Below are 24,761 nucleotides of genomic sequence, written 5' to 3'. Positions count from 1 at the left end.
GTGACATCGGCTGTGACCATTCCCAGGCACGGGGGCACTGGAGGAACGACGGCCGTTGCCGCGAGGGCCCGGCAGGTCGTGAAGGCGTACGGGTCCGGCGAGACCCGGGTCGTCGCCCTGGACCACGTCGACGTGGACATCGCCCGCGGTCAGTTCACCGCGATCATGGGCCCCTCCGGGTCCGGCAAGTCCACCCTGATGCACTGCCTCGCCGGTCTCGACACCGTCACCTCCGGGCAGATCTACCTGGACGAGACCGAGATCACCGGACTGAAGGACAAGAAGCTCACCCGGCTGCGCCGGGACCGGATCGGCTTCATCTTCCAGGCGTTCAACCTGCTTCCCACGCTGAACGCGCTGGAAAACATCACGCTGCCCATGGACATCGCCGGCCGCAAGCCCGACCGGGCCTGGCTGGACCGGGTGGTGGAGACCGTCGGCCTCGCCGGGCGGCTCAAGCACCGGCCCACCCAGCTCTCCGGCGGCCAGCAGCAGCGCGTCGCCGTGGCCCGCGCGCTCGCCGCCCGCCCGGAGATCATCTTCGGTGACGAGCCCACCGGCAACCTCGACTCGCGCGCCGGCGCCGAGGTCCTCGGCTTCCTGCGCAGGTCCGTCGACGAACTGGGCCAGACGATAGTGATGGTCACCCACGACCCGGTCGCCGCCTCCTACGCCGACCGCGTGCTCTACCTCGCCGACGGCCGCATCGTGGACGAGATGTACCAGCCGACGGCCGATCAGGTCCTGGACCGCATGAAGGACTTCGACGCCCGGGGGCGTACGTCATGACCGTCCTGAAGACCTCCCTGCGCAACTTCCTCGCGCACAAGGGCCGGATGGCCCTGTCCGCCGTCGCCGTCCTGCTGTCGGTCGGCTTCGTCACCGGCACCCTGGTGTTCACCGACACGATGAACACCACCTTCGACAAGCTCTTCCAGGCCACGTCCTCGAACGTCACGGTCAGCGCCAAGGGGTCCTCCGACACCGGCGAGACCACCTCCCGCACCGGCAAGCCGCCGGTCATGCCCGCCTCGGTGCTCGGCGAGATCCGCAGGGCCCCGGGCGTCCGGTCGGCCGAGGGCACCGTGTTCTCCACCTCGGTCACCGTCGTCGACGGGCACAACGACAAGCTGTCGCCCACCAGCGGCGCCCCGACCATCGTCGGCAACTGGAACCACAACGACGCCCGCACCATGAAGATCACCTCCGGCACGGCGCCGAAGGACGCGGGCCAGGTCATGCTCGACGCGGACACCGCCAAGAAGCACCACCTCGGACTCGGTGACGACATCGGCGTGATCACCGCCCTCGGCACGCACCACGCGCGCGTGTCCGGCATCGCCACCTTCACCGTCACCAACCCCGGCGCGGCCATCTTCTACCTGGAGACGAAGACCGCCCAGCAGACCCTCGTCGGCCGCACCGGCGTGTACACCAACGTCAACGTCACCGCCGCCAAGGGCGTCACCGACGCGCGGCTGAAGAAGGACGTGAGCGCCGCCCTCGGCGGCGGCTACAAGGTGCAGACCGCCAAGGAGGTCGCCGACGCCAACCAGAAGGACGTCGAGAGCTTCCTGAACGTCATGAAGTACGCGATGCTCGGCTTCGCCGGGATCGCCTTCCTGGTCGGCATCTTCCTCATCATCAACACCTTCTCGATGCTGGTCGCCCAGCGCACCCGCGAGATCGGCCTGATGCGCGCCATCGGCTCCTCCCGCCGCCAGGTCAACCGGTCCGTGCTCGTCGAGGCCCTGCTGCTCGGCGTCATCGGCTCCGCGCTCGGCGTCGGCGCCGGCGTCGGCATCGCCGTCGGCCTGATGAAGCTCATGGGCAGCATGGGGATGCACCTGTCCACCGACGACCTGACCGTCGCCTGGACCACCCCCGCGCTCGGCCTGCTGCTCGGCGTGGTCGTCACCGTCCTCGCCGCCTACCTGCCGGCCCGCCGCGCCGGCAAGGTCTCCCCGATGGCCGCCCTGCGCGACGCCGGCGCCCCCGCCGACGCCCGGGCCGGGATCGTCCGGGCCGTGATCGGCCTGGTCCTCACCGGCGCCGGCACCGCGAGCCTGTACGTCGCCGGCACCGCCGACAAGGCCACCGGCGGCTCCGCCTGGCTCGGCCTCGGCGTGGTGCTCACCCTGATCGGCTTCGTCGTCATCGGCCCGCTGCTGGCCTCCGGCCTGATCCGCGTCCTCGGCGCCGTCATCCTGCGGGTCTTCGGCCCCGTCGGACGCATGGCCGAGCGCAACGCGCTGCGCAACCCGCGCCGCACCGGCGCCACCGGCGCCGCCCTGATGATCGGCCTGGCCCTGGTGGCCTGCCTGTCGGTGGTCGGCTCCTCCATGGTGGCCTCCGCCACCGACCAGCTCGACAAGACCGTCGGCACCGACTTCATCATCCAGGAGGACCACGGCCAGGTCATCAACCCGCAGGCCGTCAAGGCCGTCAAGGCCACGCCGGGCCTGGCGCGGGTCACCGAGTACCGCAGCACCGTCGCCGACTACACCACCCCCGACGGCCGCACCCTCAAGGACACCGACATCACCGCGGCCGATCCGACCTACGCACGCGACCTGCGCAAGAAGACCGTCGCGGGCAACCTGGAGGACGCCTACCGGCCCGACTCGATGTCGGTCCACGAGAAGTTCGCCAAGGCCCACGGCATCCACCTCGGCTCGAAGATCACCGTCGCCTTCAAGGACGGCTCCACGGCCCACCTGACCGTCCGCGCCGTCACCAGCAGCGACGAGGTGATCGACCAGGGTGCCATGTACACCTCCATCGCCACCCTGGCGAAGTACGTGCCCGCCGACAAGATGCCGCTCGACCAGCTGGTCTTCGCCACCGCGAAGGACGGGCAGCAGGCGGCCGCCTACAAGGCGCTGAAGCAGGCCCTGCACGCCTACCCGCAGTACACCGTGCGCGACCAGACCGACTACAAGAAGGCGCTGAAGGACCAGATCGGCCAGCTCCTCAACATGATCTACGGCCTCCTGGCGCTCGCGATCATCGTCGCGATCCTCGGCGTGGTGAACACCCTCGCCCTCTCCGTGGTCGAGCGCACCCGCGAGATCGGCCTGATGCGGGCGATCGGCCTCTCCCGCCGCCAGCTGCGCCGCATGATCCGCCTGGAGTCCGTGGTGATCGCCGTCTTCGGTGCCCTGCTCGGCCTCGGCCTCGGCATGGGCTGGGGCGCCACCGCCCAGAAGCTGCTCGCGCTGGAGGGCCTGAAGGTCCTGGACATCCCGTGGCCGACCATCATCACCGTCTTCGTCGCCTCGGCCTTCGTGGGCCTGTTCGCCGCCCTGGTCCCGGCCTTCCGGGCCGGCCGGATGAACGTCCTGAACGCCATCGCGACCGACTAGCCCGACGGCACGGCCACCGCACACGGGGGTTGCGGGGGAAGACCCGGTGCCGGGAAGTCCTGCCAGGACTTCCCGGCACCGGGTCGTCGCGCTCCCCGGGTCCTCCACCGGTCCGCAGTTGTCCACAGGCTCGGGCGCCCGCGAGCCCGGCGACGTAGGCTGGAGACCCCCCGGCCCTCACCCGAGTCGGGCTCTTCGCGTTGCCCACACCCGGACGGAAAGCCTCCTCCATGAGCCTGCACGGTCTGCTCGACGCCGTCGTCAAGGACCCCGCCCTCGCGGAAGCGATCGAGGCGGCGGCGGACGGCAACCGCATGCACGTCGACCTCGTCGGTCCCCCGGCCGCCCGCCCCTTCGCGGTCGCCGCCCTCGCCCGCGAGGCCGCCCGCCCGGTGCTCGCCGTGACCGCGACGGGCCGCGAGGCCGAGGACCTCGCGGCGGCCCTGCGCTCGCTGCTGCCCGAGGAGGGCGTCGTCGAGTACCCCTCCTGGGAGACCCTCCCGCACGAGCGGCTCAGCCCCCGCAGCGACACCGTCGGCCGCCGCCTCGCCGTCCTGCGCCGCCTCGCCCACCCCCGCCCCGACGACCCCGAGACCGGCCCGGTCTCCGTCGTCGTCGCGCCCGTGCGCTCCGTGCTCCAGCCGCAGGTCAAGGGCCTCGGCGACCTGGAGCCCGTGGCGCTGAGGACCGGCCAGACCGCCGACCTGAACGAGATCGTGCAGGCCCTCGCGGCCGCCGCCTACGCGCGCGTGGAGCTGGTCGAGAAGCGCGGCGAGTTCGCCGTGCGCGGCGGCATCCTGGACGTGTTCCCGCCCACCGAGGAACACCCCCTGCGCATCGAGTTCTGGGGCGACGACGTCGAGGAGATCCGCTACTTCAAGGTCGCCGACCAGCGCTCCCTCGAAGTCGCCGAGCACGGCCTGTGGGCCCCGCCCTGCCGCGAGCTGCTGCTCACCGACGACGTGCGCGCCCGCGCGCGCGCCCTCGCCGAGGAGCACCCGGAGCTGGGCGAACTGCTCAACAAGATCGCCGAGGGCATCGCGGTCGAGGGCATGGAGTCCCTCGCCCCCGTCCTCGTCGACGACATGGAACTGCTCCTCGACGTCCTGCCCAAGGGCGCCATGGCCGTGGTCTGCGACCCGGAGCGGGTCCGCACCCGCGCCGCCGACCTCGTCGCCACCAGCCAGGAGTTCCTCCAGGCGTCCTGGGCGGCCACCGCGGGCGGCGGCGACGCCCCGATCGACGTGGGCGCCGCCTCCCTGTGGTCCATCGCCGACGTCCGCGACCGCGCGCGCGAACTGGACATGATGTGGTGGTCCATCTCGCCGTTCGCCGCCGACGAGGAGCTGGACGCGGGCACCCTCAAGCTGGGCATGCACGCCACCGAGACCTACCGCGGCGACACCGCGCGGGCGCTCGCCGACACCAAGGGCTGGCTCGCCGACGGCTGGCGCACGGTCTACGTCACCGAGGGCCACGGCCCGGCCGCCCGCACCGTCGAGGTGCTCGGCGGCGAGGGCATCGCCGCCCGCCTGGACGTCGACCTCGGCGAGATCAGCCCCTCCGTCGTCCACGTGGCCTGCGGCTGCATCGACTACGGCTTCGTCGACCCGGCGCTGAAGATCGCCGTCCTCACCGAGACCGACCTCACCGGCCAGAAGGCCGCCGGCCGCGACGGCGCCCGCATGCCGGCCCGCCGCCGCAAGACGATCGACCCGCTCACCCTGGAGCCGGGCGACTACATCGTGCACGAGCAGCACGGAGTCGGCCGCTACATCGAGATGGTGCAGCGCACCGTGCAGGGCGCCACCCGCGAGTACCTGGTCGTGGAGTACGCCCCCGCCAAGCGCGGCCAGCCCGGCGACCGCCTCTACATCCCCACCGACCAGCTGGAGCAGATCACCAAGTACGTCGGCGGCGAGGCACCCACCCTGCACCGCCTCGGCGGCGCCGACTGGACCAAGACCAAGGCGCGCGCCAAGAAGGCGGTCAAGGAGATCGCCGCCGACCTGATCAAGCTCTACAGCGCCCGCATGGCCGCCCCCGGCCACGCCTTCGGCCCCGACTCCCCCTGGCAGCGCGAGCTGGAGGACGCGTTCCCGTACGCGGAGACCCCCGACCAGCTCACCACCATCGCCGAGGTCAAGGAGGATATGGAGAAGTCGGTCCCGATGGACCGCCTGATCTGCGGCGACGTCGGCTACGGCAAGACCGAGATCGCGGTCCGCGCCGCCTTCAAGGCCGTGCAGGACGGCAAGCAGGTCGCCGTGCTCGTCCCCACCACCCTGCTGGTGCAGCAGCACTACGGCACCTTCTCCGAGCGGTACGGACAGTTCCCGGTGAACGTGCGGGCCCTGTCCCGGTTCCAGACCGACACCGAGGCCAAGGCCGTTCTGGAGGGCCTGAAGGACGGCGCGGTGGACGTCGTCATCGGCACCCACCGCCTGTTCTCCTCGGAGACGAAGTTCAAGGACCTCGGCCTGGTCATCGTCGACGAGGAGCAGCGCTTCGGCGTCGAGCACAAGGAGCAGCTGAAGAAGCTCCGCGCCAACGTCGACGTGCTGACCATGTCGGCCACCCCGATCCCGCGCACCCTGGAGATGGCGGTCACCGGCATCCGCGAGATGTCCACGATCACCACCCCGCCCGAGGAACGGCACCCGGTGCTCACCTTCGTCGGGCCGTACGAGGAGCGGCAGATCGGCGCGGCCATCCGGCGCGAACTGCTGCGCGAGGGACAGGTCTTCTACATCCACAACCGGGTCGAGTCCATCGACCGGGCGGCCGCGCGGCTGCGCGAGGTCGTCCCCGAGGCACGCATCGCCACCGCCCACGGCCAGATGTCCGAGGGCGCGCTGGAGCAGGTCGTCGTGGACTTCTGGGAGAAGAAGTTCGACGTGCTGGTGTCGACCACGATCGTCGAGTCCGGCATCGACATCTCCAACGCCAACACGCTGATCGTGGAGCGCGGCGACACCTTCGGCCTCTCCCAGCTGCACCAGCTGCGCGGCCGCGTCGGCCGCGGCAGGGAGCGCGGTTACGCGTACTTCCTCTACCCGCCGGAGAAGCCGCTGACGGAGACCGCGCACGAGCGGCTCGCCACCATCGCCCAGCACACCGAGATGGGTGCGGGCATGTACGTGGCGATGAAGGACCTGGAGATCCGCGGCGCCGGAAACCTGCTCGGCGGCGAGCAGTCCGGGCACATCGCGGGCGTCGGCTTCGACCTCTACGTCCGCATGGTCGGCGAGGCCGTCGCGGACTACCGGCGGCAGCTGGAGACCGGCGAGATCGAGGAGGAGCCGCCGCTCGAGGTCAAGATCGAACTGCCCGTCGACGCGCACGTCCCGCACGACTACGCGCCCGGCGAGCGGCTGCGCCTGCAGGCCTACCGCGCCATCGCCTCCGCCAACTCCGAGGAGGACGTCAAGGCCGTCCGCGAGGAGCTCACCGACCGCTACGGCAAGCTGCCCGAGCCGGTGGAGAACCTGCTGCTGGTGGCCGGGCTGCGGATGCTGGCGCGCGCGTGCGGCGTCGGCGAGGTCGTGCTCCAGGGCACCAACATCCGGTTCGCCCCGGTCGAGCTGCGCGAGTCTCAGGAGCTGCGCCTCAAGCGGCTGTACCCGGGCACGGTCATCAAGCCGTCCGTGCACCAGGTGCTGGTTCCGCGCCCGAAGACCGCCAAGGTCGGCGGCAAGCCGCTCGTCGGCCGTGAACTGCTCGGCTGGGTGGGCGAGTTCCTCGCCTCGATCCTCGGCTCGTGACGCCCGGCCGGCCCTGACCGGCGCTCCCCGGCGACCGCCGCCGGCGTCATGACCACCGAAGCCCCGGATCCACCGGATCCGGGGCTTCGGCCGTACCGCCCCGCTCCCCGCGTCGCCGCTCACGACAAGTCACGTCCTTCTTGCCCTGGTTGACCCCCTTATCGGACCATCTGCTGGACGCCGTCGGCCCGTTACCGTGGAAGCAGGAACGGTCCGCCCGAACAGCACGGCGGCCGGCGCGAGCGAGGGGGGCGCACCGTGACGCGTCTGAGGGGCGGGACGATCACCTTGGTGGCCGTCATGGCGGTCGCCGTGACCGGCTGCAAGAACGGGCAGATCACGGGATCCTCCGGTCCGCGGGAGACCGGGCGCGGGGGAGCGGCCCTGGCCGCCGCCGACGCGCTGACCGTCAAGGGACGGGCCCCGAAGACCGGTTACGCGCGCGAGCGCTTCGGCACCGCCTGGGCCGACACCGACTCCAACTCCTGCGACACCCGCGACGACATACTCAAGCGCGACCTGAAGGAGGTGAGGTTCACCGGTGGCACCTGCAAGGTCAGCTACGGCCTGCTGGAGCCGGACCCGTACTCGGGCAAGGACATCACCTACCGGCGCGGCCGCAGCCAGGTCGACATCGACCACGTCGTCGCCCTGTCGGACGCCTGGCAGAAGGGCGCGAAGTACTGGACCGTTGGCAAGCGGATAGCCCTGGCCAACGACCCGCTCAACCTCATCGCGGTCGACGCGAGCACCAACCGCGGCAAGGGCGACGGAGACACCGCCACCTGGGTCCCGCCCAACAAGTCCTACCGCTGCTCCTACGTGGCCGCCCAGGTGGCCGTGAAGAAGAAGTACGAGCTGTGGGTCACCGCCGCCGAGAAGGCCGCGATGAAGAAGGTCCTCGCCACCTGCCCGGACCAGAAGCTCCCGTCGGGCGGCAACCCGACCGAGGCACCGAAGCGGTTCCGGGCGCGGTGAGCCGCGACGGGTGAGCCGGGCGCGGTGAACCGGACGGGGTGGGCCCACCCGGGCGAGCCCGGGTGGGCCAAGGTGGGCGGTCCCGAATCCGGTTCCCCGGCCCGTACCCGACTGCGTCGCCCCGGCCTCCATGACCGTGGGCGCCTCCCTGGACGAGTGGCGCCGCTGGGCCGGCCTGCCCTTCGGCACACGCGGGGACGTCGAGGTGGCCGCGCGGGCCGCCGTCCGGCTCAGCCGCCCAGGGCGTCCAGGTCGACGACCTTCCCGGCCGGCTTCCGCGCCGGGACCGGCTTCTCGTAGTCGGTGAAGGACAGGTGCACCGGCTCCTTCGCTCCGGAGGAGCTGTCCACGCGCAGCAGGTAGGGCTTGCCCTCGGTCGCCACGTACAGCGTGTACCGGTCCTTGCCGTCCTTCTCGTGCAGGACGATCGCCGGGGTGCCGTCGACGGTGGCGGTCCTGCCGCGGGTGGCGTCCGAGCTGACGTCGTCCGCGCCGGCGAGGACCGAGTCCAGGTCGCAGAAGCCCGCGATGTCCTTGGCGTCCTGCCCCTTCACCGCCATCTTGGCCCACTTGCCGGCCAGCATGCCGACGGCGGCGTCGGTGTCCGCCTTGGACTCGCCGTCGCTCTGGGCGCGCAGGAACGCCTCGTCGTACTTCATGTAGACGGTGTCGCCGGTCTTGACCAGGTCGGCCTTGCCCTGACCGCCCATGCTCATGGTGCCGGCGCACTCGCCCTTCTTGTTCAGGGCCATGTCGAGGGCGATGGTGCCCTTGCTCCCGTCGTCGGCGACGTCGCCCTTCATCCGCAGCGACGAGGCACCCGTGGTGGCCTTCAGCGCGCGGTCGGCGATCTGCCCGCCGCTCAGCCCGGCGAACGGGCCCTTCGGCTTGCCGTCCGCCTTGTCCTGCCCCGAGTGGCAGCCGGTGAGCCCCGCGGTGGCCGCGGCGGCGAGACAGAGGGCGGCGATTGCGGTACGGCGCATGGGAGTTCCTTGCTGCGAGAAGTGAAATGAGGTGAAGTGAGGTGAAGTGAGGCGCGAACGAGCGTGCCGGACGAGGTGTCGGGCGGAGGTGTCGGGCGAGGCGGAGCGGTGACCCCCCGGGGTCAGCCCGTCGGTTTCCGGTCGCCGCAGCCGGTCGTCCTGAAGTAGGCGTCCGTGGCGCGGACGGTGACCACGGCCGTGCCGGTCACGTCGTCGTCGGCGTGGTGTGCCGCGGAACCCTTGCCCCCGGTGCCCGTGCCGCCGCCCTTGCCGTCGGTGCCGGCGTTCGCCGACACGACTCCGATGACCACGACCCCCACGACGGCGCGGAACGCGATCTTGCCCTTCATGCCCATGACGGACCCCCTCCGGCACGACGGCCGCCCCCTCCGGCCAGCCGCTCGTTCGCTGGGTCAATGAGACCAGAGCCTGTGAACCGAGTCAACACGGTTCACACTTGGAGTCGAGTACACGGTCGTGAATGCCGTGATCGTGTGTACGCCGGTATGCTCGGCGCACACGCGGGACGAGGGGAGCTGGGCCGGTGCAGGACAACGCGACAGAGGTGACCGCCGCCGGTATCGCGCGGCTCGCCGGAGTGGGCCGGGCGGCGGTCAGCAACTGGCGTCGCCGGCACGCCGACTTCCCCAAGCCGGTGGGCGGCACCGAGACCAGCCCCTCCTTCGCGCTCGCCGAGGTGGAGGCGTGGCTGCGTCGGCAGGGCAAGCTCGCCGAGGTCCCGCTGCGTGAACGCGTCTGGCAGCAGCTCGCCGGGCATCCGGAGGGCCCGGTCACCGCCCTCGCGTACACGGGCTGCGTCCTGCTGCTCATCCATGAGCGCCCCACCGTCTGGCTCGACGTGAGCGCGGGCTCCGACGAGCGGCTGGCCGAGCTGCTGCCCGGTGCCCTGGAGCAGGTGCTCACCCCGCGCTTCGGTGCCCCGAACGCCTCCGGTGTTCACACCGGAGGGGGTGGTGTTCACACCGGCGAGGCCGGAGCCCCCTCGCCGGCGAGGGGCGGCGGGCCCGCTGTGAACACCGGCCAGACGCCCCCGGCGAGCCCCGCGCACGCCGCGACCGCACCCGCCGCGAGCCCCGCGCACGCCGTGACCCCCGAGCACACGGCGACCCCCGCGCCCGCCGCCGTACCCGCCGCGCCCGGCGCGACCCCGCCCGCCCCCGCCACCCCCGCGGCCCCGGCCCCAGCGGCCCCGGCCCCCGCGATCCCCGTCCCGGCCGGCGACCGGCTCCTCGCCTCCGCCCCCCTGCTGCGCGGGGCGGCCGAGCTGGCCGCCGGGACGGGGGCGCGGCAGACCTTCGAGTTCCTGCTGGGCCGGCACCTGGACGCCAACCCGCGCCAGTACACGCTCACCCCGGCCGAGCTGGCCCGGCTGATGGCCGACCTCGCCGGACCCGCCCGCACCGTCCTGGACCCGGCCTGCGGCACCGGCGCTCTGCTGCGCGCCGTGGACCCGCGCCCCGACCAGGAGCTGTACGCCCAGGACAGCTCCGCCGACCTCGCCGCGCTGACCGCGCTGCGCCTCGCCCTGCGGTCCCGGGCCACCGTCCGCGCCGCCGCGGGCGACACCCTGCGCGGCGACGCCCACCCCGGGCTGCGGGCCGACGCCGTCCTGTGCCATCCGCCGTTCAACGAGCGCAACTGGGGCCACGACGAACTGGCCTACGACCCCCGCTGGGAGTACGGCTTCCCCGCGCGCACCGAGTCCGAGCTGGCCTGGGTCCAGCACGCGCTGGCCCGCCTGGCCGACGAGGGCACCGCCGTCCTGCTCATGCCGCCGGCCGCCGCCTCCCGCCGGTCCGGGCGCCGGATCCGCGCCGACCTGTTGCGCCGGGGCGCGCTGCGGGCCGTGGTCGCGTTGCCGGTCGGCGCGGCACCGCCGTACAACATCCCGCTCCACCTGTGGGTGCTGCGCAGGCCGGGCCGGACGCCCGCGGCGCCCGAGGTGCTGCTCGCCGACACCGGGCGGTTCGCGGGCGAGGCGCGCGGCGGCCCGGACTGGCAGGCGGTGCGGGACGCCGTCCTGGAGGCCTGGCGCGCCTTCGCACGCGGGGAACGGTCGGCGGAACGGCCGGGCCTGGCACGTGCCGTACCGGTCATCGAACTGCTCGACGACGACGTGGACCTCGCGCCCGCCCGGCACCTGCCGCCGTCCGGGCCGGCCGACGGCGTCGAACAGCTCACGGCGGTGCGCGAACGCCTCGGCGTGACCCTGCGGCTGACCGCCGACCTCACCCCGCCGCCCGCCGAACCGGTGGCGCCCGCGCGCCGGCCGCTCACCACCGTCGGCGAACTCGCGCGCGGCGGCGCGCTGGTGCTGCGCACCGGCGGCACCGGCGGCCACACGCGCGTGCCCGTGCTCACCGACCACGACGTGCTCGCCGGGACCGCGCCCTCCGGGACGCTTCCGGAGAGCGACGAGGAGGCCGTGCTGACCGAACCGGGCGACGTCGTCCTGCCGGTGCTCGGCGGCGGCTCGGTGGCGCGCGTGATCGACGGAACGACCGGGGGCGCCGCCCTGGGCCGCAACCTCGTGCTGCTGCGCCCCGATCCCGCGGCGCTCGACCCCTGGTTCCTCGCCGGCTTCCTGCGCGGCACCGCCAACCACCGCCGGGCCAGCAGCTACGCCTCCACCGCCACCCGCCTGGACGTCCGCCGCCTCCAGCTGCCCCGGCTCCCGCTGGACGAACAGCTGCGCTACGGCGCGCGGTTCAGGGCCCTCGACGAGTTCGAGCGGGCGCTGCGTCACGCGAGCCGGCTGGGGGAGCAGTTGGTGCGCGGGATGTACGACGGGCTCACGGACGGCACCGTCGCGCCGGATTGACGGCGGCGGCCGGACAACGGTTCGGTACAACCCGGACCGCTTGTCCGTGTCGGGCCATATGCTCGATGCGACCATCGCACGAGTGGTGTCGTCGGCCCGGTGGAGCACACCGGGCGGACAGGTACGCCCATTTCAGGCATCAGGAGCAGCCATGCAAGGCCACGGCTACGCACAGCCGGCGAAGCAGCCACCGCACCTCGCGTGGCTCGTCTTCCTGCGTGTGCTGTTCGTCGCGGTCGCGGTCTTCAGCATCGGCTTCCTGGCCTGGGTGGTCCTGCTGCGGCTGGCCGTCGTCACGCGCAAGTCCCTGGACTGGGGCCTGTTCGTGGCGGTGCTGGCGGCCGACATCCTCAGCATCGTGCTGCTGGGCAGCGAGCCCGGCGACGAGATCCACACCCCCGGCGGCTACCTGGGCCTGAGCATCCTGCTCATCACCCTGGCCCTGGCGGTCGTGTACTACCTGGTGGCCGAGAGCCGGCACTACCAGGGCCTGCGCGCGGTCCACGGACCCGGCCCGGCCTACGGCTACCCGCAGCCGGCGTCGCCGTTCACCGCGACGACCGCGCCGCACAACCCCGACGGGCTGCGGACGCCGCCCACCACGCCGCCCCTGACGCACACCCCCGTCCCCGGGCCCCCGCCGCAGCGCCCGGCGCCCGCCCGGATCGACCAGGTCCGCGCCGAACTGGACGAGCTGAGCGACTACCTGCGCCACCACGACGGACACCAGGGCGGCCACCCCGACGGGATGCCGGGCGCCGGTCACGAGGGCGGACGGTGAGCGTGGCGGCAGGACGTGTCGTCGCCGGTCGCTACGAGTTGTCCACCCTCATCGGCCAGGGCGGCATGGGCCAGGTCTGGACGGCGTACGACCAGCGGCTCGACCGGCGCGTCGCGGTGAAGCTGCTGCGCCCCGACAAGGTGGCCGGCCAGGAGGCCGACGAACTGCGCCGCCGGTTCGTGCGCGAGTGCCGGGTCACCGCGCAGGTCGACCACCCCGGGCTGGTCACCGTGCACGACGCCGGCAGCGAGGGCGAGGAGCTGTTCCTCGTCATGCAGTACGTCGACGGCGCCGACCTCTCCGACCACCTCGCCGAGCACGACCCCTACCCGTGGCAGTGGTCGGTCGCCGTGGCCGCGCAGCTCTGCGCCGTGCTCAGCGCCGTGCACGCGGTGCCGATCGTGCACCGCGACCTCAAGCCGCGGAACGTGATGGTCAAGCAGGACGGCACCGTCACCGTCCTCGACCTGGGCGTGGCCTCCGTGATGGACACCGACACCACGCGCCTGACCCACACCGGCTCACCCATCGGCTCGCCCGCCTACATGGCGCCCGAGCAGGCGATGGGCGGCGCCGTCGGCCCGTACACCGACCTGTACGCGCTCGGCGTGCTGCTGCACGAACTGCTCAGCGGCGAGGTGCCGTTCGCCGGTTCCACGGCGCTCGGCGTGCTGCACCGGCACCTGTACGAGCCGCCGGTGCCCGTGCGCCGCATCCGCCCGGAGGTCCCCGAGGCCCTGGAGGCGCTCGTGCTGCGCCTGCTCTCCAAGGACCCGCAGCACCGGCCGGCCTCCGCGCAGGAGGTCTACGAGCACCTCGAACTGCTGCTGCCCGCACGGGGCATGCCGACCGGCGCGCCCCTGGACCCCACCCGCCCCTTCCTGCGCCCGCACGCCCCCTGGCCGGACCGCGCCCGGACGCCCGCGCCGCAGCCCGCACCCGTCGCGCCCGCACCGGCGGTGACCGGCAAGCCCGACGTGGCCGCCGCCGTCGACGAGGTCAAGCGGCTGCTCGGCGAGGGCCGGATCACCCAGGCCGTGGACATCCTCGGCGCCATCCTGCCGACCGCGGCCGAGCAGCACGGCGAGCACTCCCCGGTGGTGCGCACCCTGCGCAAGCAGTACGCGGCCACCCTCATGGACGACGGCCAGTACCGGCGCGCGCTGCCCGAGCTGCGCCGGCTGGCCGACGAGCGCGCCGCCGAGGCCGGCCAGGCCGACCCGCAGTCCCTGCGCTACCGCTACGAGGCGGCCCAGTGCCTGGAGCAGCTCGGCGAACCGGCGGCCGCGCTCGCCGAGTACCGCGCCCTGCTGCCGTACTACGAGAACCAGTACGTCTCCGGGGACCCGCAGCTCGCGCACGACGTCCGGCGCCGCATCGGCCACCTGCTGCTCGCCGTCGGGGACCGGCCCGCCGCCCACGACACGCTCGCGCGGCTGCTGGTGGACGTCGAGCGCTTCCAGGGCCCCGGCCACCCGCTGGCCGGGGAGATCCGCCGCACCCTGCAGTGGCTGGGGCAGGTGCGCGGCTAGATTTTGCCGGTCCCTGGCCGATTCTTGTGATCTTCAGGGGACCGCGTTTTCCGAAGCCGGCAACGCGCCGGGATAGGTTGCCGTTCGTTTTGCCACGGCACGCACGAGCAGGGGTGGGGTTTCATGGCCGGCCATCGCCAGTCGAAGAAGCGCAGATACGTCACGTGGGCGGTGGTCGGGGCGGCGGTCGCCGCCGGCGCCGGCATCGCGGCACAGACCTCCATGGCGGCCACGGCCTGGCCGGCGCAGAAGACCTTCACCGGCCGCACCTTCGACACCTGCACCGCGCCCTCCCAGTCCACGATGAAGGCCTGGCACACCGGCTTCTACGGCGCCGCCGCCGTCTACGTGGGCGGCAGGAACCGCGGCTGCGCCCAGCCCAACCTGACCTCCTCCTGGGTGAAGTACGTCAGCGGGCTCGGCTGGAAGCTCATCCCGCTCTACGTCGGCGCCCAGCCGCCCTGCCAGTCCGGCTCCAACCCGGAGAAGCTGACCGCCTCCACCGCGGCCTCCCTCGGCGCCACGGACGCCGCCGACGCCGTGGCCAAGGCATCCGCGCTCGGCATGAAGGCGGGCAGCGCCATCTACCTCGACATGGAGGCGTACGACAGCACGAACACGTCGTGCAACAACGCCGTGCTGACCTACGTGCGCGCCTTCGACAAGGGCCTGCACGCCAAGACGTACCGCGCCGGCTACTACGGCTTCACCAGCTCCAGCGCCAAGGCGATCGCCACCGCGTCGGACAAGACGGACCTGCCGGGCAACCTCTGGTACGCGCTGTGGGACAAGGAGAACACCACCACCACGGACTGGCCGTGGGGCGCGACCCAGTTCACCGACCACAGCCGGGCCCACCAGTACATGGTCAACAGCAAGGAGGCGCACGGCGGTGTGACGCTCACGGTCGACCGTGACGCGTGGGACGCGCCGGTGGCCGTCACCGGCTGATCCGGGCGGGACGCGCGGCGGTGCCCGAAGCGCGCGTGAATCGTTGGTCGAATGGGTTGGCCACAGCGTGCCGACTGCCTACCATCGATCACCGCAAGACTTTGTGCACCGCCGCACAATCTCCCCTTGGAGGTCTCCTTGCACCGCCGTCGCACCGCGCTCGTCCTCTCCGCCGCGATCGCCGCGGCGGCCCCCCTGCTCACCGCGTGCGGAAGCGAGGCCCATCCGGGCGCGGCCGCCGTGGTGGGAGGGCAGCGCATCACCGTCGCCCAGCTCGAGGGCCGGGTCAACGAGGTTCGCGAGGCACAGCGGGCCGCGGTGCCGGACGAGACCCAGTACCAGCAGGTCCTCGCCTCCACCGGCAGCCTCACCCGCGACACCCTGCACAACATGGTCCTGGACCGGGTGCTGCACCGCGCGGCGCAGGACGAGGGGATCGCGGTCAGCCGCAAGGAGGTCCTGCAGATGCGCGCGGGCCTCGAGCAGCAGGCCGGCGGCGCCAAGGGACTGCAGACGACCTGGCTGCAGAAGTACGGCATCGCGCCCGAGCGCCTGGACGACAACCTCCGCCTCCAGCTGGAGGCGCAGAAGCTCGCCGCGAAGCTCGGCACCGACACCAGCCAGCCCGCCTTCTGGAAGGCCCTGTCGAAGGCGTCCGGCGAGCTGCACATCGACCTCAACCCGCGCTACGGCTCCTGGGACGTGCAGAAGAGCAGCCGCGTGGACGCCGGCACGCCGTGGGTGCACGAGGTCACGACCACCGCGCGGCAGCAGCCGGCCTAGTACTGCCGGTCCTACGATCACACGGTGATCCCGGGCCTGTGGACAACCGATCCCGTGCGTCCGTGCCGTGGGTTACGTTCGGATGGTGAACGCAACCAGCCCCGAGGCCGTCCCCGGCCGCATCGTCCTGCTCACCACCAGCCACCGCGTCGCCCCCGGGCTGCTGTCCTGGCCCGCGTGGCAGGCGCTGCGCGCCGCCGACACCGTGCTGTGCGCGGACGGCGCGCACCCGCAGCTGCCGTATCTGCGGGAGGCCGGGATAGCGGTGACGGAGGCGTCCCCCACCGCGCGGGAGCTGGTCGACGCGTGCGCGGGCGGGCGGACCGCGGTGGTCGTGGCCACGGGTGAGGGGGAGCCCGCCCTCACCGACGGACTGGCCCGCCTGGCGGGCTCCGGCCGGGTGCGCATGCCCGAGCTGGAGCTGCTGCCCGCCTCCTACGACCTGCCCGGGGCCCGCCTCCTCGACCTCGTCCAGGTGATGGACCGCATCCGCCTCGAATGCCCCTGGTCCTCCCGGCAGACCCACGAGGGCCTGGCCAAGTACGGCATCGAGGAGGCGTACGAACTGGTCGAGGCGATCGAGGCCGGCGACCGCGAGGAGCTGCGGGAGGAACTGGGCGACGTGCTGCTCCAGGTCGTCTTCCACTCCCGCATCGCCGAGGAGGACCCGGACGCGCCGTTCTCCGTGGACGACGTGGCCGGCGGCATCGTCGCCAAGCTGATCCACCGCCACCCCCACGTGTTCGGCGAGGAGACGGCCGAGACCCCGGAGGACGTCAAGGAGCACTGGCTGCGCACCAAGGCCGAGGAGAAGCGGCGCAGCTCGGTCACCGAGGGCGTCCCCCTCGGCCAGCCCGGCCTCGCCCTCACCGCCAAGCTCGCCTCCCGCGTGCGTACGGCGGGCCTCGACGTCCCGCTGCCCGAGGGGGACGGCATCGGCTACGAACTGCTGGCCCTCGCGGTCCGCGCCGAGGCCGACGGAGTGGACCCGGAGGCGGCACTGCGCGCGGCGGCCCGGGTGTACCGGGACGCGATCAAACGGACGGAGGGCCAGGGCACGGGCGGCGCCGGGGACTGACGACGCAGGGACCCGAGCGGGCGGCCGCCCGCGCAGGCCCGGCGTGAGGACGAGAAGGACGGCGCGCCCGGCGCGAGCCCGGGCGGGCCGGATACCGTCGGGGAGTGACCGACCAGCCCCACCCCCCGACGGCTCCCGAACTCTTCACGTGGGAGTTCGCCAGCGACCCGTACCCCGCCTACGCCTGGCTCCGCGAGCACGCGCCCGTGCACCGCACGCGACTGCCCAGCGGGGTGGAGGCATGGCTGGTCACCCGGTACGCCGACGCCAAGCAGGCGCTGGCCGACCAGCGGCTGAGCAAGAACCCGGCGCATCACGACGAGCCCGCGCACGCCAAGGGCAAGACCGGTATCCCGGGGGAGCGCAAGGCCGAGCTGATGACGCACCTGCTGAACATCGACCCGCCGGACCACACCCGGCTGCGCCGGCTGGTCAGCAAGGCGTTCACGCCCCGCAGGGTCGCCGAGTTCGCGCCCCGGGTGCAGGAGCTGACCGACCAGCTCATCGACCGGTTCGCCGCGACCGGCTCGGCCGACCTCATCCACGAGTTCGCCTTCCCGCTCCCCATCTACGCCATCTGCGACCTGCTCGGCGTCCCGCGCGAGGACCAGGACGACTTCCGGGACTGGGCGGGCATGATGATCCGGCACGGCGGGGGCCCGCGCGGCGGTGTCGCGCGGTCCGTGAAGAAGATGCGCGGCTACCTCGCCGAGCTGATCCACCGCAAGCGCGAGGCGCTGCCCGACACCCCGGCCGCCGGCGAGGACCTGCTCTCCGGACTCATCCGCGCCTCCGACCACGGCGAGCACCTCACCGAGAACGAGGCCGCGGCCATGGCCTTCATCCTGCTGTTCGCCGGGTTCGAGACCACGGTGAACCTGATCGGCAACGGGACGTACGCCCTGCTCACCCACCCCGGTCAGCGCCGGCGGCTGCAGGACTCCCTGGCCCTCGGCGAGCGCGCCCTGCTGGAGACCGGGGTCGAGGAACTGCTGCGCTACGACGGCCCGGTGGAGCTGGCGACCTGGCGCTTCGCCACCCGTCCGCTCACCGTCGGCGGGCAGGACATCGCCGCCGGCGACCCGGTGCTCGTCGTGCTCGCCGCCGCCGACCGGGACCCGGAGCGGTTCGCCGACCCGGACGTGCTCGACCTGTCCCGGCGGGACAACCAGCACCTCGGGTACGGGCACGGCATCCACTACTGCCTCGGCGCCCCGCTCGCCCGGCTGGAGGGGCAGACCGCGCTCGCCACGCTGCTGACCCGCCTGCCCGACCTGCGGCTCGCGGCGGATCCGGCGGAGCTGCGCTGGCGCGGCGGGCTCATCATGCGCGGTCTGCGCACCCTGCCCGTGGAGTTCACGCCCGTTCCCTGACGCAGTGGTACGGGCCGACATACATGCGGTGTTCAACTCTGTGATCTTCACGTGATCTACGCGGCATTAACTTGTGACAAGTGATCGTCTGCCTATACGTTCACCCATCAGCGTGGCGCGGAGCTCCTTGCGCCGCGCCGGTCCTGCTGTCGCACGAAAGGTCTCCGCATGCTCTCCGGGAACGGCCGCCATCGTCGCCCCCGTCAGGCCCCGGCCCTGCTCGTAGCGGCGGGGGTGACCGGGTCCGCCATCGCGATCCCGCTCCTCGGCGCCGCGAGCGCCAACGCGGCCGACGGCACCACTTGGGACAAGGTGGCCGAGTGCGAGAGCGGCGGCTCCTGGAGCGCCGCCACCGGAAACGGCTACTACGGCGGTCTCCAGATATCCCAGGACGACTGGGACAAGTACGGCGGCGGCCAGTACGCCTCCAGCGCCGACCAGGCCAGCCGCTCGCAGCAGATCGCGGTCGCCGAGAAGATCCTCGCCGACCGGGGCACCACCCCCTGGGCGACCTGCGCCCTGCTGTCGGGCCTGACCTCCAACTCCGGTTCGGTGGACGTCGACACGGGCGTCGGCGGCTCCGGCAAGGGCTCGTCGGGCCAGGGTGACTCCGGCACCACGGACGACTCGCAGGTCAACTCCGACGGCGATGCCGACTCGTCCGGCCTGCCGGATTCGTCCACCTCGTCCGGCCCCTCCGCGCCCTCCGGCTCCTCGTCCTCCTCCGACGCGAGCGCCAAGCCGTCGCCGGGCGAGAGCAAGGGCAAGGACAAGGGCAAGGGCGGCGAATCCCGCGGTTCCGGCAAGGGGGCCGACACCCCCAAGTCGGACAAATCAGCTTCTCCTGGCTCCGGTGACACACAGGAGGCCGGGGCCTCCCCTGTGGAACCCGCCACGGACGACTCGGACCATTCATGGCAGGCCGGGAGTTCTTGGAGCCTGGTCGACACCGGCGCCGTCAGCAGCGGCGGGCGTCATCGCGGCACCAGTGCGGACGAAAGCGTGACAAACGGTCAGAGTGACGCCTCTTCGGGCCGTCACGCCTCCCGCACCGCCGACACCTACACGGTCCACGAGGGGGACAGCCTCGCCTCCATCGCCGAGTCCCTTGACGTCGACGGCGGGTGGCACGCGCTCTACGACCGGAACAAGAAGGCGATCGGCGCCGACCCGGACGACATCAGTGCCGGTCAGACCCTGCGAGTCGGTGCCGAAACGGGCGAATAGCGACGGGAGTTGGCGCCCCACTTCACTCACTAATGTCCGGTTTGGTGAAAGTGTGGGATGAGTCTCAGAAGCCCTGATCGTCTTTGAAATTCCGTCGATCGCCTGTCTACGGTCAAGGCCGCTCGTCACCACGAGCCCCGGCAGTCGCAACGCCGAATCCTGCCAGCGGTTGCCCGGGAACAGTCGTCGCGTCAAGCGCCGCAGGCAGGAGCGGGGGACCCAAGGTAAGTGCCGGGCCCAGCAGTCGAGCTGGAACCGGCTAGGGGTGGAGCCGTGCCTCCCAGGGAGGCGCGGCCGGGCAACTCAACCGGCCCGAACCCGACAGCTCACCTCGCAGGCGTCGGTGAGGGGATCGATCCATGCTGTTTTCCGGCAAGGGCAAGCACCGTCGTCCGTCCAAGGCCGTCCGCGCCATCACGTTCGCCGGTGTCACCGGCGCCGTCGTCGCCGCCCCGCTGATGGCGGCCGGCAACGCCTCCGCCGCCACCGCCTCCGAGTGGGACAAGGTCGCCCAGTGCGAGTCCGGCGGCAACTGGTCCATCAACACCGGCAACGGCTACTACGGCGGTCTGCAGTTCTCCGCCTCCACCTGGGCCGCGTACGGCGGCACCGCCTACGCCCCGCAGGCCAACCAGGCCGGCAAGGCGCAGCAGATAGCCGTCGCCGAGAAGGTGCTGGCTGCGCAGGGCAAGGGCGCCTGGCCGGTCTGCGGCACGGGCCTGTCCGGCACCCCGTACTCCGGTGCCGCCGCCTCGGCCGGCACGAGCAAGAGCACCACCACCACCACCCGCTCCACCGACCAGCAGGCCGCCAACCGCTCGGCCACCCGCACCGCCCCGTCGGCGAGCAAGACCGTCACCACCCCGACCGGCAAGAAGGTCAAGAAGGGTGACGGCGAGTACAAGGTCGTCAAGGGCGACACCCTCAGCCTCATCGCCGGCAAGCACCACGTCCAGGGCGGCTGGAAGAAGCTCTTCGAGCTGAACAAGGACATCGTCCAGGACGCCAACCTCATCTACCCGGGTCAGCAGCTCCACCTGAAGTGACCCCCGGCTCCCTCCGGGAGCACCGCGCTCTCACCCGGGGCCCCGACCTGAGGGCCCGTGAGAGTCGCCCCCGTCCCCACGGGCTCCCCGCCCCGGCGCGTCGTCCCCCGTACGCGCCGGGGCGGGGTTCTGCTGTTTGCCGGGTGTTCGGCCGGGCCTCATGCGCACGCCCCTTTGTTCCGGACGGAAACAATGGGTACGGTTCCCCCTGTCCCTCCCAGTCCTCGCCTGTCCACGGGACGGTCGGTCGGTGGCCGACGCCCCTTGGACGGTTAGGCTCTAGGCGCGCGGCACACCAGCCCCGCACAACCAGCGTCACATCCATGAAGGAGATGCTCGTGCCGTCCATCGACGTCGTCGTAGCCCGGGAAATCCTGGACTCCCGAGGCAACCCCACGGTCGAGGTCGAGGTCGGCCTCGACGACGGCAGCACGGGTCGTGCCGCCGTCCCGTCCGGCGCCTCCACCGGCGCCTTCGAGGCCATCGAGCTGCGCGACGGTGACCCGAACCGCTACCAGGGCAAGGGTGTCGAGAAGGCCGTCCTGGCCGTCATCGAGCAGATCGGCCCGGAGCTGGTCGGCTACGACGCCACCGAGCAGCGCCTGATCGACCAGGCCATGTTCGACCTGGACGCCACCGACAACAAGGGCTCGCTCGGCGCCAACGCCATCCTCGGCGTCTCCCTCGCCGTCGCCCACGCCGCCTCCGAGGCCAGCGACCTGCCGCTGTTCCGCTACCTGGGCGGTCCCAACGCGCACCTGCTCCCGGTGCCGATGATGAACATCCTGAACGGCGGCTCGCACGCCGACTCCAACGTGGACATCCAGGAGTTCATGATCGCCCCGATCGGCGCGGAGTCCTTCTCCGAGGCCCTGCGCTGGGGCACCGAGGTCTACCACACGCTGAAGAAGGTCCTGAAGAGCAAGGGCCTGGCCACCGGCCTCGGCGACGAGGGCGGCTTCGCCCCGAACCTCGGCTCCAACCGCGAGGCCCTCGACCTCATCCTCGAAGCGATCAAGGAAGCCGGCTACGCGCCCGGCGAGCAGATCGCCCTCGCGCTCGACGTCGCCGCCTCCGAGTTCTACAAGGACGGCAAGTACCTCTTCGAGGGCAAGGAGCGCTCCGCCGCCGAGATGACGGAGTACTACGAGGAGCTCGTCGCGGCCTACCCGCTCGTCTCCATCGAGGACCCGCTGTTCGAGGACGACTGGGCCGGCTGGAAGGTCATCACCGACAAGCTCGGCGACAAGGTCCAGCTCGTCGGCGACGACCTGTTCGTCACCAACCCCGAGCGCCTCGCCCGCGGCATCGAGGAGGGCACCGCCAACGCCCTGCTGGTGAAGGTGAACCAGATCGGCTCGCTCACCGAGACCCTGGACGCCGTCGAGCTGGCCCAGCGCAACGGCTTCAAGTGCATGATGTCGCACCGCTCCGGCGAGACCGAGGACGTCACCATCGCCGACCTGGCCGTCGCCACCAACTGCGGCCAGATCAAGACCGGCGCCCCGGCCCGCTCCGAGCGTGTCGCCAAGTACAACCAGCTGCTGCGCATCGAGGAGATCCTCGACGACGCCGCCGTCTACGCCGGTCGCAGCGCGTTCCCGCGCTTCCGCGGCCACGCCGGGGTCTCCAAGGGCTGACCTCCCACCGGGCTAAGTCTTAGCCAGTCGTACGTACGTCCCCGTACCCGGTCCCGTACCGTGTCCGGGGACGTACGCACGTGGAAGGGGAGGCGGCAAGCCACATGGCCGTGAAGGACCGGGACCGTTTCTCCACCGCGACCAGGCTGCGGCTGCTCGGCGAGCAGACGGCGGCCCGGGTCTACCGCTCGCAGACCAAGCGGCAGGCGCGCCGCTCCCGGCTCACGGGCCGCGCGGCTCTGCTCGCGCTGGTCCTGTGCTCGATGATCGTCGCGCTCGCCTACCCGATGCGGCAGTACGTCTCGCAGCGCGCCGAGATCGCCGACCAGCAGCGGCAGCAGGAACAGGCCCGCAGACGCGTCGAGCAGCTGCGCGACCTGAAGGCGCGCTGGCAGGACGACGCCTACGCCGAGCAGCAGATCCGGCGCCGGCTGCACTACGTGATGCCCGGGGAGACCGGGTACGTCGTGATCGACCCGGGCGCGGCCAAGCAGTCCCGCGCCGACCTGGGGGCCGCCCACCGGCCCTGGTACGCGAACGTCTGGGACGGGGTCGACAAGTCCGACGCCTCCGACCAGTGAGCCGGCCCCCGGCCGGTGACCGACAGAAAGCCACCCTGAAAGCAGTCATGGAAACGCCTCCGCCGACCACTCCGCACACCGAGCCCACCGACGCGGACGTCGAGGCCTTCAAGCAGCAGCTCGGCCGCCCGCCGCGGGGCCTTCGGGCCATCGCGCACCGCTGCCCCTGCGGTCAGCCGGACGTCGTCGAGACGGCACCCCGCCTGCCCGACGGCACGCCCTTCCCGACGACGTACTACCTGACGTGCCCGCGCGCCGCCTCGGCGATCGGCACGCTGGAGGCGAACGGCGTCATGAAGGAGATGACCGAGCGGCTGGCCACCGACCCGGAACTGGCCGCCGCCTACCGCGCCGCGCACGAGGACTACATCCGGCGCCGCGACGAGATCGAGGTCCTGGAGGGCTTCCCGAGCGCCGGCGGCATGCCGGACCGGGTGAAGTGCCTGCACGTGCTCGTCGCCCACTCGCTGGCCGCGGGGCCGGGCGTGAACCCGCTGGGCGACGAGGCCATCGCGATGCTGCCCGAGTGGTGGGCCAAGGGGCCGTGCGTGACGCCGGCCGACGCCGCCGGGTCCGCCGAGCCCGCCGAAGGGGGCGCCGAGTGACCCGGGTCGCCGCCATCGACTGCGGTACGAACTCCATCCGGCTCCTGGTCGCCGACGCCGACCCCGCGACGGGTGAACTCGTCGACCTGGACCGGCGCATGACGATCGTGCGGCTCGGCCAGGGCGTCGACCGCACCGGCCGGCTCGCCCCCGAGGCGCTGGAGCGCACCTTCGCCGCCTGCCGCGAGTACGCGGAGATCATCAAGGAGCACGGCGCCGAGAAGCTCCGCTTCGTCGCCACCTCCGCCTCCCGCGACGCCGAGAACCGGGACGACTTCGTCCGCGGGGTCGTGGACATCCTCGGCGTCGAGCCCGAGGTCATCACCGGCGACCAGGAGGCCGAGTTCTCCTTCACCGGTGCCACCAGGGAGCTGACGGGCCGTGACGACCTCGCCCGGCCCTACCTCGTCGTGGACATCGGCGGCGGCTCCACCGAGTTCGTCGTCGGCGACGACCACGTGCGGGCCGCGCGCTCCGTGGACGTGGGCTGCGTGCGGATGACGGAGCGTCACCTGGTGCACGACGGCAAGGTGAGCGACCCGCCCACCGAGGCGCAGGTCGCCGCGATAAAGGCCGACATCGAGGCCGCCCTCGACCTCGCCGAACGGACGGTCCCGCTGCGCGAGGCGCACACCCTGGTGGGGCTCGCGGGCTCGGTCACCACGGTGTCCGCGATCGCCCAGGACCTGCCGGAGTACGACTCCGCGCGCATCCACCACTCCCGGATCTCCCACGACCGTGTCCGCGAGATCACCGAGGGGCTGCTGCGCTCCACGCACGCCGAGCGCGCGCGGATCCCGTCGATGCACCCGGGCCGGGTCGACGTCATCGGCGCGGGCGCCCTCGTGCTGCTGGCGATCATGGAGCGGATCGGTGCCCGGGAGGTCGTCGTCAGCGAGCACGACATCCTCGACGGCATCGCCTGGTCGGTGGCCTAGCTCTCTTTTGTTACCGATCGGTAGCCATCGGCTGAGCAGGTCGGATAACGTCTGAGCGGGTCTGAGGGGCCCTCCTGGGGCCCCTCGGGCGCGGCCTCCCGGCAAAGTTCGTGAAGTTCTTCACAAGGAATTCCGCCTCGTGGAACCCGGAAAAGGGGCCGACAGGCCCTTCCGGGGGCTCCCCGCCCGTTTGAACATGTTCAGACGGTGAGTGTGAGGGGACCGTGGAAGGGGGTGTTCCGGGGGTGTCACGGGAGGCTCACCGCTCCGCCGAACACCAAGAGGGGCAGCTCA

Annotated in this window: 19 protein-coding genes and 1 riboswitch; of the genes, 17 read left to right on the top strand and 2 right to left on the bottom strand. The window is 72.2% G+C overall.

Annotated features, from left to right (window positions below; translation table 11 throughout):
• The 4 genes from B446_RS16135 to B446_RS16120 all read left to right on the top strand — a co-directional run bounded on the left by B446_RS16135 (position 1) and on the right by B446_RS16120 (position 8,107).
• Positions 1-789: an ABC transporter ATP-binding protein gene (locus tag B446_RS16135; protein WP_020940515.1), complete on the top strand. Its 789-nt coding sequence runs from the start codon at positions 1-3 to the stop codon at positions 787-789.
• On the top strand, positions 786-3,365 hold the full coding sequence (locus B446_RS16130; protein ID WP_020940514.1) for an ABC transporter permease: 2,580 nt from the start codon (positions 786-788) through the stop codon (positions 3,363-3,365). The genes B446_RS16135 and B446_RS16130 overlap by 4 nt, the downstream gene beginning before the upstream one ends.
• A 230-nt stretch (positions 3,366-3,595) precedes the next feature.
• A complete protein-coding gene (gene mfd, locus B446_RS16125; RefSeq protein ID WP_020940513.1) occupies positions 3,596-7,129 on the top strand; it encodes a transcription-repair coupling factor in 3,534 nt (1,177 codons plus the stop codon).
• A gap of 258 nt (positions 7,130-7,387) precedes the next feature.
• Positions 7,388-8,107 carry an HNH endonuclease family protein gene (locus B446_RS16120; protein WP_043475706.1) on the top strand — a complete coding sequence of 240 codons (720 nt, stop codon included), beginning with the start codon at positions 7,388-7,390 and terminating at the stop codon, positions 8,105-8,107.
• A 230-nt stretch (positions 8,108-8,337) separates the two neighbouring features.
• On the opposite strand, the gene B446_RS16115 is transcribed toward B446_RS16120, so the two are convergent.
• The gene (locus tag B446_RS16115; RefSeq protein WP_020940511.1) at positions 8,338-9,090 is read right to left on the bottom strand and encodes a hypothetical protein; all 753 of its coding nucleotides are present in this window, start codon (positions 9,088-9,090) and stop codon (positions 8,338-8,340) included.
• A gap of 122 nt (positions 9,091-9,212) precedes the next feature.
• The gene (locus B446_RS16110) at positions 9,213-9,446 is read right to left on the bottom strand and encodes a hypothetical protein (protein WP_020940510.1); all 234 of its coding nucleotides are present in this window, start codon (positions 9,444-9,446) and stop codon (positions 9,213-9,215) included.
• Between the two features lie 188 nt (positions 9,447-9,634).
• On the opposite strand from B446_RS16110, the gene B446_RS16105 reads away from it, so the two are divergent.
• The 13 genes from B446_RS16105 (at position 9,635) to B446_RS16045 (ending at position 24,467) form a co-directional block, all read left to right on the top strand.
• Positions 9,635-11,932 (top strand): N-6 DNA methylase, encoded by a 2,298-nt coding sequence (locus B446_RS16105; RefSeq protein WP_020940509.1) that lies wholly within the window; start codon positions 9,635-9,637, stop codon positions 11,930-11,932.
• 151 nt (positions 11,933-12,083) lie between these two features.
• Positions 12,084-12,713, top strand: a complete 630-nt coding sequence (locus B446_RS16100) for a hypothetical protein (protein WP_020940508.1) — start codon at positions 12,084-12,086, stop codon at positions 12,711-12,713.
• 38 nt (positions 12,714-12,751) lie between these two features.
• Positions 12,752-14,245 (top strand): serine/threonine-protein kinase, encoded by a 1,494-nt coding sequence (locus tag B446_RS16095; protein WP_268825441.1) that lies wholly within the window; start codon positions 12,752-12,754, stop codon positions 14,243-14,245.
• A gap of 123 nt (positions 14,246-14,368) precedes the next feature.
• Positions 14,369-15,196, top strand: a complete 828-nt coding sequence (locus B446_RS16090) for a glycoside hydrolase domain-containing protein (protein ID WP_020940506.1) — start codon at positions 14,369-14,371, stop codon at positions 15,194-15,196.
• Positions 15,197-15,334: 138 nt separating this feature from the next.
• Positions 15,335-15,979, top strand: coding sequence for a SurA N-terminal domain-containing protein (locus B446_RS16085; protein ID WP_043475704.1), 645 nt, complete (start codon positions 15,335-15,337; stop codon positions 15,977-15,979).
• Between the two features lie 85 nt (positions 15,980-16,064).
• Positions 16,065-17,057: a nucleoside triphosphate pyrophosphohydrolase gene (locus B446_RS16080; RefSeq protein WP_043478414.1), complete on the top strand. Its 993-nt coding sequence runs from the start codon at positions 16,065-16,067 to the stop codon at positions 17,055-17,057.
• Between the two features lie 104 nt (positions 17,058-17,161).
• Positions 17,162-18,430: a cytochrome P450 family protein gene (locus B446_RS16075; RefSeq protein ID WP_020940503.1), complete on the top strand. Its 1,269-nt coding sequence runs from the start codon at positions 17,162-17,164 to the stop codon at positions 18,428-18,430.
• A 168-nt stretch (positions 18,431-18,598) separates the two neighbouring features.
• A complete protein-coding gene (locus B446_RS16070; protein WP_020940502.1) occupies positions 18,599-19,657 on the top strand; it encodes a transglycosylase family protein in 1,059 nt (352 codons plus the stop codon).
• A gap of 186 nt (positions 19,658-19,843) precedes the next feature.
• A riboswitch (cyclic di-AMP (ydaO/yuaA leader) is annotated at positions 19,844-20,012 on the top strand.
• Between the two features lie 4 nt (positions 20,013-20,016).
• Positions 20,017-20,703 carry a transglycosylase family protein gene (locus tag B446_RS16065; RefSeq protein WP_020940501.1) on the top strand — a complete coding sequence of 229 codons (687 nt, stop codon included), beginning with the start codon at positions 20,017-20,019 and terminating at the stop codon, positions 20,701-20,703.
• A gap of 332 nt (positions 20,704-21,035) precedes the next feature.
• Positions 21,036-22,343, top strand: a complete 1,308-nt coding sequence (gene eno / locus B446_RS16060) for a phosphopyruvate hydratase (RefSeq protein WP_043475700.1) — start codon at positions 21,036-21,038, stop codon at positions 22,341-22,343.
• A 104-nt stretch (positions 22,344-22,447) separates the two neighbouring features.
• A complete protein-coding gene (locus B446_RS16055; RefSeq protein WP_020940499.1) occupies positions 22,448-22,924 on the top strand; it encodes an FtsB family cell division protein in 477 nt (158 codons plus the stop codon).
• A gap of 47 nt (positions 22,925-22,971) precedes the next feature.
• Entirely contained in the window at positions 22,972-23,529 is a 558-nt protein-coding gene (locus B446_RS16050) for a DUF501 domain-containing protein (protein WP_020940498.1), read from the top strand.
• A complete protein-coding gene (locus tag B446_RS16045; protein WP_020940497.1) occupies positions 23,526-24,467 on the top strand; it encodes a Ppx/GppA phosphatase family protein in 942 nt (313 codons plus the stop codon). Before B446_RS16050 ends, B446_RS16045 begins: the two co-directional genes overlap by 4 nt.
• Positions 24,468-24,761: the final 294 nt, after the last annotated feature.

Source organism: Streptomyces collinus Tu 365 (assembly GCF_000444875.1).
Taxonomy (GTDB): Bacteria; Actinomycetota; Actinomycetes; order Streptomycetales; family Streptomycetaceae; genus Streptomyces; species Streptomyces collinus_A.
This window is presented reverse-complemented; position numbering and strand designations above follow the sequence as displayed.

Coding starts and splice junctions, on each gene's coding strand:
- B446_RS16050 (WP_020940498.1), top strand. CDS start 22,972: ATGGAAACGCCTCCGCCGACCACTCCGCACACCGAGCCCACCGACGCG.
- B446_RS16070 (WP_020940502.1), top strand. CDS start 18,599: ATGCTCTCCGGGAACGGCCGCCATCGTCGCCCCCGTCAGGCCCCGGCC.
- B446_RS16055 (WP_020940499.1), top strand. CDS start 22,448: ATGGCCGTGAAGGACCGGGACCGTTTCTCCACCGCGACCAGGCTGCGG.
- B446_RS16065 (WP_020940501.1), top strand. CDS start 20,017: ATGCTGTTTTCCGGCAAGGGCAAGCACCGTCGTCCGTCCAAGGCCGTC.
- B446_RS16100 (WP_020940508.1), top strand. CDS start 12,084: ATGCAAGGCCACGGCTACGCACAGCCGGCGAAGCAGCCACCGCACCTC.
- eno (WP_043475700.1), top strand. CDS start 21,036: ATGCTCGTGCCGTCCATCGACGTCGTCGTAGCCCGGGAAATCCTGGAC.
- B446_RS16130 (WP_020940514.1), top strand. CDS start 786: ATGACCGTCCTGAAGACCTCCCTGCGCAACTTCCTCGCGCACAAGGGC.
- B446_RS16110 (WP_020940510.1), bottom strand. CDS start 9,446: ATGGGCATGAAGGGCAAGATCGCGTTCCGCGCCGTCGTGGGGGTCGTG.
- B446_RS16115 (WP_020940511.1), bottom strand. CDS start 9,090: ATGCGCCGTACCGCAATCGCCGCCCTCTGTCTCGCCGCCGCGGCCACC.
- B446_RS16090 (WP_020940506.1), top strand. CDS start 14,369: ATGGCCGGCCATCGCCAGTCGAAGAAGCGCAGATACGTCACGTGGGCG.
- mfd (WP_020940513.1), top strand. CDS start 3,596: ATGAGCCTGCACGGTCTGCTCGACGCCGTCGTCAAGGACCCCGCCCTC.